This window comes from Streptomyces sp. ME19-01-6 (genome assembly GCF_033793745.1).
Lineage (GTDB): Bacteria > Actinomycetota > Actinomycetes > Streptomycetales > Streptomycetaceae > Streptomyces.
The window spans coordinates 19,400-32,317 of sequence record NZ_JARAXF010000055.1 but is presented as its reverse complement, the minus strand read 5'-3'; the positions used below and the strand labels follow the sequence as shown (position 1 = coordinate 32,317).

Here is a 12,918-nt window from a genome sequence, read left to right as displayed (position 1 = left end):
GCCGATGGTACTGCAGGGGGGACCCTGTGGGAGAGTAGGACGCCGCCGAACAATTTTTAGCCTCGGTCCCGAGTATCGAAAGATACTCGGGACCGAGGCATTTTTGCGTTGGCGCCCAGACCATTCAGGCGTAGATCTCGTGGACGTAGATCTCGCGTATGCGACGGGCCTCCGTCGCGTACCTCTCAGCCGACCAAGGTGCGGTGCGGCCACCGTGCGCGGGCTTGTTCCTGGGAGCGCATCAGCGCCAGTGTGGGCAGGCCCTGCGACGCGCCCTGGGTCAGCAGGTCCGGCAGCTGGGGCAGCGGGGCCACGGCCGCGACGTCGTCCAGGACGAGGGTGAGTGGTGGGTCGAGCCGACCGGAGGATGACCGTTCGGCCATGCGCCGGCCGTGCTCGACCACGTGCGAGGCGAGTGCGGTCAACAAGGGCATCGCACCCGGATGGGTCCGCGGATCCTCAATGGACTCGCCCATCACATATAGCGTTCCCCCTTCGCCGATGAATGACTCCAACGCGAGGGTGTCGGAGCGGCCGGGATTGCAGGCGTCCCTGATGTGGATCGAGGACAGTGCGGCGAGGGCACGGGCCGTCAGCTCCTGGGCCATGTCCCGGCGTTCGGGGTGCGCGGTGAGCATGGCCTCCAGCTCGCCCGCGGCGCCCCCTGCCGCCTTCGCGTGGGTCCGCAGGATCCGTACCGGCTCGTGTGCCGAGTTGCCCTGCGCCCAGCGGTGCACATGGCGGAACGGGCGGTCGTCCACGGCGGCCGCGTGCAGCCAGCAGCGGAGCATGGTCTCCGCGGCCTCCGCCATGGGCCGGTCCACGGCGTGGAGGGGGCGTACGGGGGCGAGGAGCGCGGTGGCTCGGGCGGCCGCGGCATCGCGGGACTCACAGCCCACCGCGGGGTTCCAGCGAAGCCGGGCCGGGGTGTCCAGGAGGTGGGACGGGTCGAAGACATGGATGGGGCCGAACTTCGCGCGCGCGTCCTTGGTCGTCGTCCACAGCGCGGTGTCGCTGGTCACGACCAGGGCCGGGCCGACGGCCTCCAAAACGGCCTGGGACGCGGCGTCGCCGCGCTGCGTGCCGTAGAGGACGCGGGAGTGCGTCACCTCGGCGGTCCCGGGGAACCCTGGGCCGCCGCGCGGGACGGGTACCGGCTGAGCCGATGCGGCTGTGGGGTCGACGGGCGGCTCCGCGCCCGTGCGGCCCGCGCCGACCGGGCCGACCGCGCCGCCCCAGGCGCTCGACCGCTGTTCGGTGATGTGGTGGGGCGCCGCGGTGCCGGCGTCGCCGTTCCAGGGACCGTACGGGGCTGTGGGGGCGCCCGGCTGCCCGGTGACGGCCGTTGTCCGGTCTGCCGGCCGGCCGGCCTGCCGTTCGGCGGGGTCGGGACCGCCGGCCGTCCGACCGGTGTCCGCTGTGCCGCTGTGGACGCCTCGCTGCGTGCCCTGGGCCGTATCGGCGCCATGGCCCGGGACACCGGCGGGCGTGCCGTTCCAGCCCGGTGGGGAGCCCGTGGGGGTACCCGCTTCGGGGCCGGGGGCGCCCGGCCGGGCGAGGGCCGTGGCGTCCTGCCCTGGCCAACCTGGACCTGGACCTCCTGATCCTCCTGGTCCGCCTGGCGCTCTTGGGCCGTCGGCGGGGCGCACAGGGCCGCCCTCGGGCCCGTACGGGTGGCCTGCGGGGGCGCCCGCCCTGGGAACGTACTTGTGTCCCTCCTCGGCCTGGCGCCCGTCCGTGCCAGAGGCCTGTCCGGAACCTCGACCCGCGCCCGCGCGGCGCCTGGCACGGACGGTGCGATAGCGGGTGACCGTGCCGATGACGAACACCGTCAGCACGATCAGCACCATCAGCTCACTGATGAACAGGCCCCAGAACAGCCCGTATCCCGACAGCTGCTCCGTCGGCGTGTCGGGCCATGCCGCGGCGAGGTCGTGGGGCTGCTGGGCCAGGGCGCGCATCGCCAGGGGCGTACGGAGGAAGCGCACGCCGTCCGGCCAGGCGCCGTGGGCGAAGAGCCCGGCCAGCCCGGTCGCCGTCCACACCAGCCCCGTCAGCCCCAGCAGGAAGACGATGGAGCCGAGCAGCAGCCCGTCCGGGATGCCGCCGCTCTGCGCGGCCGGGGGTCTGCCCGGCTCTCCGGGACCGCCATGGCCGTCGTGGCCACTGTGGCCGCCGTAGGCCCCGTGGCCATGGTGGGCCCGCCCCGCCGCCATGTCAGGCCACCGTCGACCCGTACGAGGGCCCGCCGTACGGGTCCGCCTCGGCGGCCTCGTGGGCGAGTCGCTGCTCCACCGCCGCGGCTGCCCGCTCCTCGGCCTCCGCTTCGGCTTCGGCCGCGAGCTGGACGGTCAGCGCGTCCTCCGTCATGGCCCGGTCGGTGTAGACCAGCGGCCGCTCGGCCTCGGTGATCAGGTGCTTGACGACCTGGACATTGCCGTTGACGTCCCAGACCGCGATGCCGGGCGACAGGGTCGGGATGATCTCGACCGCCCAGCGCGGCAGGCCCAGCACCCGTCCCGTGGCCCGTGCCTCATCGGCCTTCTGGGCGTAGATGGTCCGGGTCGACGCCATCTTGAGTATCGCCGCGGCCTCCCGCGCCGCCGCGCCGTCGACCACGTCGGACAGGTGGTGGACGACGGCGACGAAGGACAGGCCGAGCCGGCGCCCGAACTTCAGCAGCCGCTGGAAGAGCTGCGCGACGAAGGGCGAGTTGATGATGTGCCAGGCCTCTTCGACCAGGAAAATGCGCTTTTTGCGGTCCGGCCGGATCCAGGTGTGCTCCAGCCACACGCCGACGATCGCCATGAGGATCGGCATGGCGATCGAGTTGCGGTCGATGTGGGAGAGGTCGAAGACGATGAGGGGCGCGCTCAGGTCGATGCCCGCCGTCGTCGGGCCGTCGAACATGCCGCGCAGGTCGCCGTCGACGAGCCGGTCGAGCACCAGGGCGACGTCCAGGCCCCAGGCCCGTACGTCGTCTATGCCGACGTTCATGGCCTCCGCCGAGTCCGCCTCGGGGTGGCGCAGCTGCTCGACGATGTCGGTCAGCACCGGCTGTCGGTCGACGATGGTCTGGTTGACGTACGCGTGGGCGACCTTGAGGGCGAATCCGGAGCGCTCGTCGAGGCCGTGGCCCATCGCGACCTCGATGATCGTACGGAGTAGGGCGAGCTGCCCCGTCGAGGTGATCGCGGGGTCCAGGGGGTTGAGGCGGATGCCGCCGTCCAGGGCGGCCATCGGGTCGAGCCGGATAGGGGTGATGCCCAGCTCCTCGGCGATCAGGTTCCACTCGCCGACGCCGTCCTCGCCCTGGGCGTCGAGCACCACGACCTGGCGGTCGCGGAACCGCAGCTGCCGCAGGACGTAGGTCTTCTCCAGGGCCGACTTGCCGTTTCCGGACTCGCCGAGCACCAGCCAGTGCGGGGCGGGCAGCTGCTGTCCGTACAGCTGGAACGGGTCGTAGATGTACCCCTTGCCGGAGTACACCTCCCGCCCGATGATCACGCCCGAGTCGCCCAGGCCCGGTGCGGCGGTGGGCAGATAGACGGCCTGCGCCTGCCCCGTGGACGTGCGGACCGGCATCCGGGTCGTCTCCACCTTCCCGAACAGGAAGCTGGTGAACGTCTCGGTGATGGCGCCAATCGGATCGGCCACGGCAGAGCCCCTATCGTCCCAGTCGTCTCTATCGCGCTATCGCTCTATCGCCGGATGCCGGTCGCGAACGGCAGTGTGTTCACAAAGGCCCGGTGGTGCTCGCGGTCGCACCACTCGAGCTTCAGATAGCTTTTGCCCGCCGAGGCCCTGATGGTCCGCTTGTCGCGGGCGAGTGACTCGGGGGAGCGGGAGGAGACGGTGATGTAGCCGACGAGGTTGACGCCCGCGGCGCCGCTCGCCAGGTCCTCGCCGCGCTGGTCAAGCCGTCCGTGCGCGGCGATGTCACGCGGGTCGACGGTGCGGTTCATCTTGGCGGCGCGGCTGGCCTCCGCCTCGTCGTTGGTCTTCTCGGTCAGCATCCGCTCGATCGCGATCTCGGTCGGCTCCAGGTCCATGCAGACCGCGACCGTACGGATGACATCGGGGGTATGGACCAGGAGCGGGGCGAGGAAGTTGACCCCGACGGGGGTCATCGGCCACTCCTTCACCCAGGCGGTGGCATGGCACCAGGGCTCGCGGGTGCTCGACTCGCGGGTCTTGGCCTGCAGGAAGGTGGGCTCCCTCGCGTCCAGCTCGGCCGGCCAGGCGTTCCGCTGGGTCATGGCCTGGATGTGGTCGATGGGGTGGTCCGGGTCGTACATGGAATGGATGAGCGAGGCCAGCCGCCCCTGACCGAGCGGCTGGCGCACCCGGATGTCGGCCTCGGCGAGCCGGGCGCAGATGTCGGTCAGCTCGCGCGCCATGACCACGGCCAGGCCCGCGTCCTTGTCGAGCCTGCGGCCGCCGGCGCTGTGGCGGGTGGCGCGCGCGATGGCCTGGGCCTCGGCCGCCAGGTCACGGGTGTAGTGCATGCAGGCGACCAGGTAGGCGCGGTGCTGCTCGGAGGAGGTGGAGACCATCGACTGCAACTGGTCGTAGGAGTCCTTGAGCCAGATGGGGGCGTCCTCGTCGCCGCGCCGCTCCACGTCCTTGGCGTGTGCGTCGGGGTCGGCGGGGAGGGTGCGGGCCAGCATCTGCAGGCGGGTCACAAAGCCGTCGCCGTTGGCCACGTGCTTGAGCAGGGTGCCGAACCGATCGACCAGCGCCTCCTGGTCCTCGCTGTCCCGCAGCCCGACGCCCGGGCCCTCGATCTCAATGGCGGCGGTGACGGTGCGGCGGTCGGCGTGCAGGAGCACAGCGATCTCGTCCGGCCCGAACGGGGCCGCCAGCCAGTTGATCCGGCCGATGCCGGGCGGCGGGCCGACCTCGATCTCACGGCCGTCGAGGCGGGTGCCGGCCTCGGCGGCGGCGGAGCGGTAGGCGGCGCTGTTGCGCACGGTGCGCTTGTAGGAGCGGTTGATCTCGAACCACTTGTAGAAGGTACGGCCGTTGTACGGGACGTAGACGGCGGCCAGCGCGAGGGTCGGGAAGCCCACCAGGGTGACGATGCGCAACATCAGCACCGGGACCAGCAGCCCGCACATCATCCCGAGGAACGCGCCCCCGATGATCAACGCGATCTCGCCGGTCTCGCGGTTCTTGCCGACGATCGCGCTGGGGCGGGCGCGCCCGATCAGATATGTGCGGCGAGGCGCGATGGGAGACTGGGCCTCGATCGTCACCGTCGGTCACCTCCTGGGTTGTTGCCGGAGCCGCGGTTCTGCGCGCGGGCCGCGGCAGCGGCCCCGCCGCCTCCGCCCCCACCGCTGCTGGGGCGTGCGGCGCCGCCTCCGCCTCCGCCGCCGCCTTGACCGCCTTGGCCGCCGCCGCGGGAGCTGTGCGCGGCGACGCCGCCGGAGACCGGGTTGGCGGGCTTGGCCTGCGCGGGGCCGGACGAGCCGCCCCCGCCTGTGCCGCCGTCGCCGCGGGCGCTGTGGGTGTTGATGCCCTGCTTCACCAGGGCGGCCGGGGAGCTGATGATGGCGGCGGCCTGGCGGGACGCCGGGTCCGCGCTGGCGCTGCGGGCCTTGACGATCTCGTCGCCGAAGCCGGGCACGAAGCGGTAGATCATCGCGCTCGCGAAGATGGCGAGGATGATGATCGCGAGGCCGGAGATGACGGCCGAGAAGGCGTCAGGCCCCTTGTCGGACGCGGACAGCGCCCCGGCCAGGGCGAGCACTATCACGACCACCGGCTTGACGAGAATCACCGCGATCATGATCCCCGCCCAGCGGCGCACATGCCCCCACATGTTCTTGTCCACCAGGCCCGAATAGACGGCGGTGCCCAGCAGCGCGCCGACGTAGAGGAGGGCGGCGCGGATGACGAGCTCGAGGCAGAGCACGCCGGCGGCGAGGATGGTCACCAGCGACACGACAATGAGCATGATCGGCCCGCCGCCGATGTCCTCGTCCCTCTTCAGGGCCTCGGCGAACGAGCCGAAGAAGGCGTCGTGGTCCGCGCCGGTGCCCGAGGCGATGGCCTGCGTGACGGCGTCGGTCGCCGTGACGACCGTATAGAGGATGAGCGGCGTGAAGGCGGAGGCCAGGACCGTCAGCCACAGGAAACCTATGGCCTCGGACAACGCCTCGCCGAGCGGGACCCCGCGGATGGCGCGCTTGGCGACGGCGAGCAGCCAGAGGATGAGGGTGAGGACGGTCGAGGCGGCGAAGACGACGGCGTACTGGCGGAGGAAGGCCTCGTTGGTGAAGTCGACGGTCGCGGTCTCTTTGACGAGGCCGGAAAGCTTGCCGACGAGCCAGGAGGCGGCGTTGGCGCAGCCGCGGGCCAGGGAGGCGGCGGGGTCGAGGGGGGAGGTGGGGTCGGGCGGACCGCTCGAGCCGCCACTGCCTCCACTTTGACATTGGTCCCTGACCTGACCGAGGAGTTGGTCGCAGTCGTCTTTCTTGCTGCCAGATGGGCTCGGCGTCGGGTCAGGATCAGCGGCAGCTTGTGTTGCCAGGAGCACGGCTGCCGCCTGCATGGCTGCCAGGGCACCGGTGACCGTGAGCGCATGGCGGCGTGGGCTAACGGGCATACGTAAACCCTCCGTACTCCTCGACCGCCTTGGCGATCTCATCGGCCGTGGACGCGGTGCGGTCGCTGTTGACGGGCGCCGGGCCGTCTTGTTGCGAGAAGCTCTCGGCCTTCCAGTCGTTGCCCGTCCAGCGCAGCTTGAGCGTCATGGTGATCCAGTCGTTGGTGACCGGGTTCGTCGAGCCTTCTCCCACTGTGCCGAACACCCCCGTGCACCAGACTGCGACGGTCGCGGTGCCAGTCGCGTACTTTGTGATCTTGGTGCCGACAGGCACGGTCCGAGAGATGTAGGTCATGCCATCTGCGGCCTTGCCGTTGGCATCGAGACCGATTTTCCGGAGAGTTTCGGTCGAGTAGGCCTGGTCGAGCTTGCCCTGAAGGGGCCCTGCCGCCGCGCTCGTGAAGGCCTGTGACACGATCCCATGGCGGCGGTCCCGGTTGAGCATGTCGGCCGACCCCAGCGCCACCGCGTAATTCGCCGCCGCACTCTGCGCCCCCTGCTCCGTCTTGGCGAACCCCGACGCGATCCCCGTCGCATCGTCCTTCCCCTCCACCGGCCGCTCCCCCGTCGGGGCTGTTGCCCGGCTGTTCGCGCTGGTGTTGGAGTCGTTGTCGGTGCCGCTGTCCGAGGAGTTCTTTCCGTCGTCGCGGTTGGCGAAGGCGATGGCCGCGATGAGCAGCACGACGACGCCTACCACGGTGACCAGGTTCCGGCTGGGCTTGCCGGGGCGGGTGGTGCCTCGGCGGGGTGGGGCGAAGGGGTCGTCGTCGCCTTCGGGGAGGTGGGTGCGCGTCAGGTGGCCTCTGGGGGACGCGCCGCCCGTACGGATCGGGTCCTGGCCGTAGTCGCCGCCGTATCCGTCATCGCCGCCCAGACTCATCGCACGTACGCCCCTTCAAACGTGTCAACCGAGACAGTCCCGCCCCTATACGACGGTAGCGCCGCGGACTGACGCTGGAGCGCGACGGTGTGAGTGGACATCAAGCTGACACGACCTCAAGGGGCGATGCGGGCATCAGGAAGCAGCCTCGGTGGGGAGGGGACCGGCGGGGGGCTTGGGGGTGGAGGCTCGGGGACGGGGTGCGCCGCGTGTGGGGGGTCGGCTGTGGGAGCGGGTGGTGCGCTAGACGGCCATGCCGTACACGATCGTGAAGACAGTGCCCAGTGAGCCGATGATGAACACACCGGTCAGTCCGGCGACGATCAGGCCCTTGCCCTGTTCGGCGCTGAAGGTGTCGCGCAGCGCGGTCGCGCCGATCCGCTGCTTGGCCGCGCCCCAGATGGCGATGCCGAAGCAGAGCAGCAGGGCTACGGCCATCACCACCTCGATCATGACGCGGGCCTCGCTGCCCAGGTCGCCGAAGGGGCCCCAGTCTGGGGCAATTCCGCCGATGATGGTGTTGATATCGCCCTTGTCGGCCGCTAGAAACATGAGAACTCACCGCCCCTTATGGGTTGTTGTGTGCCTTCGTCGGTTGGCACATGCCAGCCTCTATCTTCGCTGACGATCCCGCTTCCGCATGTCGACTTGGCGGCATTTCTTGGCGGATCTCGTACGTGTTGTGGACCGCGATGACCTGACCGGCGTACAAAAGCGTCAACGTAGGGCTCTCTGGTCACTGTGTGTATCACGCACATGGGCGCTGGGCAACGATCAGTGGCGGGGGCCGGAGATCGGCGAGCCCCGCGCGCCGCCCGCCGCCCGCGTTCCGCCCCGACCGCGGTGCGGCTCGGCTCAGGTCCAGGTCCAGGTCCGCAGGCCCGACCCCGCTCCGGTCCGCCCCATCCTCAGGTGCGCCCGGCTCGCGTGGGCCCGGTCCCGCGCCTCACTCCTCCGCGAAGTCGTCGAACTCGCCGGCCTTGACCCCCTTGATGAACGCCTCCCACTTCGCCTGGGTCGTCACCACGATGTTGTCGGGGTCGTTGCTCTCGCGCATATAGATCCGGCCATCGGGGCCCGCGGCCACCTCCAGATAGGCCTCCTGCTCCCCGTCCTCCGGGGTCGCGGCCCGTTGCCAGTCGAGCTGTGTCATCGCGTGGTCCTTAGGGAGTGTGAGGTGCTCGGACGCGCCGGACTTTACGCGCTTCGCGTCCGTACGGGAGGCGGTCGAGGGGTCGGGCCGGCCACGCGGCGGAGCCGCATGTCGACGCCTACCGGGGGCAGGGGCGCAGGGGTGGGGCGCAGAGGTGGGGAGGGCCGGAGCACGTGGTGCGGCGGCCCCGCCCCGCCCGTATGGTTTCGGCTGGCAGGCGGCGGATTTTCGCCGTACGTGCGGAAAGACGTTCGTATGACGGGCTGATGGGGGAGGATGGGCGGGTGCGTAAGGTCTGGCTGGGCGTCAGTGTCGGTCTCGGGGTTTCCTTCTCCTTCGTCGCGCTCCTCGTCGTCGGTACGTACATGGTCGCCGCGGACCTCGCGGGCGGGAACAGCGGTACGACGGTCGGGCTGGCCAGGGGTGCCGTTCCCGCCGCGTACCAGCCACTGGTCCAGAAGTGGGGGAATCTGTGCCCCGCGATCAACCCCGCCCTGCTCGCCGCGCAGCTCTACCAGGAGAGCGGCTGGAACCCGAAGGCGCAGAGCCCGGCGAACGCCAAGGGGATCGCGCAGTTCATCCCGGGCACCTGGGCCAGCCATGGCGTGGACGGCGACAAGGACGGGGATCGGGACATCTGGGATCCGCAGGACGCGATCCCGTCGGCGGCCGCCTACGACTGCTCGCTGGCGAAATATGTGGAGGACGTCCCGGGCGATCTGACGCACAACATGCTGGCCTCCTACAACGCGGGGGCGTACGCGGTGATCAAGTACTCCGGCGTGCCGCCGTACCGGGAGACCCAGAACTATGTGAAGACCATCACCACCCTGGCCAAGAGCTTCGCGGCGCCCGTCCAGAAGGTGCGGCCCTCGCAGCAGTCGGCCGGGGCGATCTATTTCGCGCAGAAGCAGCTCGGGAAGCCGTATCTGTGGGGCGGTGACGGGACCGTGGAGGACGGCGGTCGGTTCGACTGCTCCGGGCTGACGAAGGCGGCGTACAAGACCGTCGGGATCGACCTGCCGCGTGTGGCCAACGATCAGTGGAACGCCGGGCCGCATCCCAAGAGGGATGAGCTGCTCCCCGGCGACCTGGTCTTCTTCGCGTACGACCTCAACGACCCGAGATCCATCCACCACGTGGGGATCTATGTCGGCGGCGGGCAGATGATCAACGCCCCGTACACTGGGGCCGTGATCCGGTTCGACAAGATCGACACGCCGGACTACATCGGTGCGACGCGGGTGACCAAAGATGGCGCAAAAGCGTTGCCGACGGCGAACTCCGCGTAAAGCCTCCATGCTGAGCTGCGACGATAAGTCACCCTTCGATAACGTCCTGGTGATCGTTGGGTTGAGAACGGAACGCCCCGCTCGATGAGGGCGTTTCCTGGGAGTGGATCGGCAGCGGACACAATCGGCATCGATCGCGTTCACCAACGGGGGCCGGCAGCCGCATGTAGCGACAGGCAAGAGATAAGGGGCCACGGCACATGGCTGGACTCGCAATGGACGGGTCGAACCCTGATGTCAGCCTGCTCTACGACATCAATGGACTCGCCAAGGACGCTCCGCACTGGTTCGACCGCGTCATGGAGTTCGTCGGGGAGTACGGGATCATCATCGGGCTGGTGCTGGTCCTGCTCGGCGCCTGGTGGAGCGTGCGCAAGCGTCCGCAGGAGGCGCCGTCCGCCGTCGCGGGGCTGGTGTGGGCGCCGCTGGCCGCAGGTCTCGCGCTGCTCGCCAACATCCCGATCCGGGAGTTCGTGGAGCGGCCGCGGCCCTTCAAGGACCACCAGGGGCTGGACGTCCTGGTGGCGGGCAAGTCCGACTTCTCGTTCGTCAGCGACCACGCGACGTTGACCATGGCGATCGCTGTGGGCGTGTTCATGGCCAGCCGGACCTACGGAGTGGCCGCGATCGGCCTCGCGCTGCTCGAAGGGTTCTGCCGCGTCTATATGGGCGTGCACTACCCGACGGACGTCATCGGCGGGTTCGCGCTGGGCACGGCGGTCGCGCTGCTGCTGGCCCCGCTCGCGATGATGCTGCTGACCCCGCTGACCACGGCCGTCGCGGGCTCGCGGGCGGGCTGGCTGGTGCGGGCGGGCACGGCCCCCGCGGCCGGGGAGGCCGCGGAGGAGGACGTGCCGGAGTTCCCCGGGTCGCGCTCTTCGGGCAGCGGCGGCGAGCGCCGCAACAAGGACCTGGCGGCCTGAGAGAGAGCCGGCGGTCCTGAAACAGGCCGAAAGGCCTGAAACAAACCAACAGGCTGAGGGGATTCCGCGCTCCTAAGGGGAGGCGAGGGACCTGAGGGCCCCTGCGCTCACAGCGCCTGCGGGAAGTCGAACAGCCGGTTCGGGTCGTAACGTTTCTTCAGCTTGGTCAGCCGGTCCGCGGCCGACCCGTAGTACGCGCTGCGCCAGTCCTTGAGGGACGCGTCCGTGTAGTTCTGGTACGCCGCCCCCGACGCATGGCGCCGCATCGCCGTGTGTACGCCGTCGAGCCAGGATCGCTGTGCCGTCCCGGCCCCGCCGGCCGCCCAGGAGGCGGTGTACTGCGCCAGGAAGCGCGAGCGGCGGTGGACGAAGGCGGTGGCGAGGGGCGCGACGCGGTTGACGACCCCGCCGAGCGCGGTGAGCGCGATGCTGACCGCGCCGCCGCCGCCCGTACGGCGCCCGTACGCCTCCACCTGGCCGAGCATCGCGCGCAGGCCCGCCTCGCTCAGCGAGCGGGCGTAGAAGTCGGAGCGGGCCGCGTATGTCTCGCGCTGGAGGACGCCGGAGGAGCTGCGGCCCGGTGTGCTGCCCGGGAGGTGGCACTGGGTGGTGCCGGTGCTGCCGCATCCGGCGTACATCCGCATCGCCTCCACGTATCCGCGGCGGCGCAGCGTGACTCTCGAGGCGGGGCCGGGCCCGCCCGGGCCGTCGGCGAGCCGGTCGACGGCGTTCTGCAGCTCGCCGTACGTGCCGAGGGAGAAGCAGCTCACCGAGACGGTCGGGGTGCGTCCGGGGGAGGCTTCCAGGTGGAGCGCCGACCAGATCTCGTCCGGCTGGTCCGGGCCCCACTTCTGCCAGGCCCGCAGCACCGTCGCCGCCTTGGCCCACGGCCAGGTCATGTAGCAGGTGACCCCGTCGGCGGCCCGGTGGGTGCGGAAGCGGAGCTCGGTGACGACGCCGAAGTTGCCGTTGCCGGCGCCGCGCAGGGCCCAGAACAGATCGGCCTCGCGGTCCTTGGACACCTGGAGGGTCCGGCCGTCGGCGGTGACGATGCTCGCGCCGGTGAGGTTGTCGGAGGTGAGTCCGTACGCCCGGGAGACGACGCCGTGGCCGCCGCCGAGGGTCAGGCCGGAGATGCCCACGGTGGGGCAGGAGCCGCCGGGCACGGTCACGCCCGACGCGCCCAGCGTGGTGTAGACGTCGATGAGCTTGGCGCCCGCGCCGATCCGGGCCTCGCCGGAGGAGGTACGGATCGACTTGAGCGCGGAGACGTCGATGACGAGGCGGCCGTCGCCGCTGGACCAACCGGCGTAGCTGTGGCCCCCGTTGCGGATGGCGACAGGGGTGCCGTGGCGGCGGGCGAAGTCCAGGCACTCGGAGATGTCCGAGGTGTTGGCGATATAGGCGACGGCGGCGGGCCGCAGCCGGTCGAAGCGGGTGTTGTAGAGCTGTCGGGCGGTGGCGTAGTCGGCGTCGCCGGGGCGTATCAGGTCCCCCTGCAGGCCCTTGCCGAGCGCGGTCCAGTCGGCGGCCCGCGGCTTGCCGTCGGAGCCGCCGGCGGAGGCCGAAGCGGAAGCGGAGGACGAGTGGGAATCGGAGGCGGGGGAGGAGGCGCGGGTGGACGGGTCGCCGTCTGCCGCCGTCTGTCCCGAGTCCTTGTCGCACGCTGTGGCCCAGGCCCCCGTGGTCGCCAGTGCCGTGCCCGCTGCCAGTAGTGTCCGCCGGTTCATGGCGGCCTCCCGTCCCACTTGACGCTGCTGCCCCACCAGTTGGCCGGGCGGTCGCGCGCAGGCCCGGTCCCCTACTCAGAGGGCGAGGCGGCGCATCCGGTTCCGTCGGCGTGGCCGGCCGCGTCGGTGCGGGCCTTGTCCCGCGACCGGCGGGCGGGGCCGAACCAGCCGCAGGAGCAGCGGGCGGTGCAGAAGGAGCCCTTTTCCACGGTGGTGGTGCGGTGTTGGCCGGGGCCTGAAGCGCCTGAGTCGAGCACATGACCACGCTACCCGGCCGTGACGGGCCCAGGGGCGAGTCGTTAAACGAACAAGTACCAAGGCGTGGAC

General features: G+C 70.7%; 11 protein-coding genes. 2 read left to right on the top strand and 9 right to left on the bottom strand.

Annotated features, from left to right (window positions below):
• Positions 1-185: 185 nt before the first annotated feature.
• From PV419_RS51165 to PV419_RS51135, 7 genes are all read right to left on the bottom strand, one after another.
• Positions 186-2,216, bottom strand: a complete 2,031-nt coding sequence (locus PV419_RS51165) for a hypothetical protein (protein WP_319700949.1) — start codon at positions 2,214-2,216, stop codon at positions 186-188.
• A gap of 1 nt (position 2,217) precedes the next feature.
• Complete coding sequence (locus PV419_RS51160) at positions 2,218-3,657, bottom strand: ATP-binding protein (protein ID WP_319700948.1); 1,440 nt, start codon at positions 3,655-3,657, stop codon at positions 2,218-2,220.
• Between the two features lie 44 nt (positions 3,658-3,701).
• Entirely contained in the window at positions 3,702-5,252 is a 1,551-nt protein-coding gene (locus tag PV419_RS51155; protein WP_319700951.1) for an SCO6880 family protein, read from the bottom strand.
• A gap of 2 nt (positions 5,253-5,254) precedes the next feature.
• Complete coding sequence (locus tag PV419_RS51150) at positions 5,255-6,613, bottom strand: hypothetical protein (RefSeq protein WP_319700947.1); 1,359 nt, start codon at positions 6,611-6,613, stop codon at positions 5,255-5,257.
• Positions 6,603-7,493, bottom strand: a complete 891-nt coding sequence (locus tag PV419_RS51145; RefSeq protein ID WP_319700946.1) for a hypothetical protein — start codon at positions 7,491-7,493, stop codon at positions 6,603-6,605. The genes PV419_RS51150 and PV419_RS51145 overlap by 11 nt, the downstream gene beginning before the upstream one ends.
• 243 nt (positions 7,494-7,736) lie before the next feature.
• Complete coding sequence (locus tag PV419_RS51140; protein WP_014177695.1) at positions 7,737-8,045, bottom strand: hypothetical protein; 309 nt, start codon at positions 8,043-8,045, stop codon at positions 7,737-7,739.
• Between the two features lie 394 nt (positions 8,046-8,439).
• A complete protein-coding gene (locus PV419_RS51135) occupies positions 8,440-8,646 on the bottom strand; it encodes a DUF397 domain-containing protein (protein WP_319700945.1) in 207 nt (68 codons plus the stop codon).
• A gap of 266 nt (positions 8,647-8,912) precedes the next feature.
• Between PV419_RS51135 and PV419_RS51130 the strand changes: the two genes are divergently transcribed.
• Together PV419_RS51130 and PV419_RS51125 are read left to right on the top strand one after the other, a co-directional pair.
• Positions 8,913-9,938 carry an NlpC/P60 family protein gene (locus PV419_RS51130; RefSeq protein WP_415925563.1) on the top strand — a complete coding sequence of 342 codons (1,026 nt, stop codon included), beginning with the start codon at positions 8,913-8,915 and terminating at the stop codon, positions 9,936-9,938.
• Between the two features lie 200 nt (positions 9,939-10,138).
• Entirely contained in the window at positions 10,139-10,861 is a 723-nt protein-coding gene (locus tag PV419_RS51125) for a phosphatase PAP2 family protein (protein ID WP_319700943.1), read from the top strand.
• A 107-nt stretch (positions 10,862-10,968) separates the two neighbouring features.
• Here the strand turns inward: PV419_RS51125 and PV419_RS51120 are convergent, their stop codons facing one another.
• Both PV419_RS51120 and PV419_RS51115 read right to left on the bottom strand, forming a co-directional pair.
• Positions 10,969-12,591, bottom strand: a complete 1,623-nt coding sequence (locus tag PV419_RS51120; protein WP_319700942.1) for an FAD-binding oxidoreductase — start codon at positions 12,589-12,591, stop codon at positions 10,969-10,971.
• 71 nt (positions 12,592-12,662) lie between these two features.
• Positions 12,663-12,848, bottom strand: coding sequence for a hypothetical protein (locus PV419_RS51115; protein WP_319700941.1), 186 nt, complete (start codon positions 12,846-12,848; stop codon positions 12,663-12,665).
• Between the last annotated feature and the right edge of the window lie 70 nt (positions 12,849-12,918).

Bases quoted from the DNA above. Each gene is read 5' to 3' on its own strand.
- PV419_RS51165 (WP_319700949.1), bottom strand. From the start codon at position 2,216: ATGGCGGCGGGGCGGGCCCACCATGGCCACGGGGCCTACGGCGGCCAC.
- PV419_RS51150 (WP_319700947.1), bottom strand. From the start codon at position 6,613: ATGCCCGTTAGCCCACGCCGCCATGCGCTCACGGTCACCGGTGCCCTG.
- PV419_RS51145 (WP_319700946.1), bottom strand. From the start codon at position 7,493: ATGAGTCTGGGCGGCGATGACGGATACGGCGGCGACTACGGCCAGGAC.
- PV419_RS51140 (WP_014177695.1), bottom strand. From the start codon at position 8,045: ATGTTTCTAGCGGCCGACAAGGGCGATATCAACACCATCATCGGCGGA.
- PV419_RS51135 (WP_319700945.1), bottom strand. From the start codon at position 8,646: ATGACACAGCTCGACTGGCAACGGGCCGCGACCCCGGAGGACGGGGAG.
- PV419_RS51130 (WP_415925563.1), top strand. From the start codon at position 8,913: ATGGGGGAGGATGGGCGGGTGCGTAAGGTCTGGCTGGGCGTCAGTGTC.
- PV419_RS51125 (WP_319700943.1), top strand. From the start codon at position 10,139: ATGGCTGGACTCGCAATGGACGGGTCGAACCCTGATGTCAGCCTGCTC.
- PV419_RS51120 (WP_319700942.1), bottom strand. From the start codon at position 12,591: ATGAACCGGCGGACACTACTGGCAGCGGGCACGGCACTGGCGACCACG.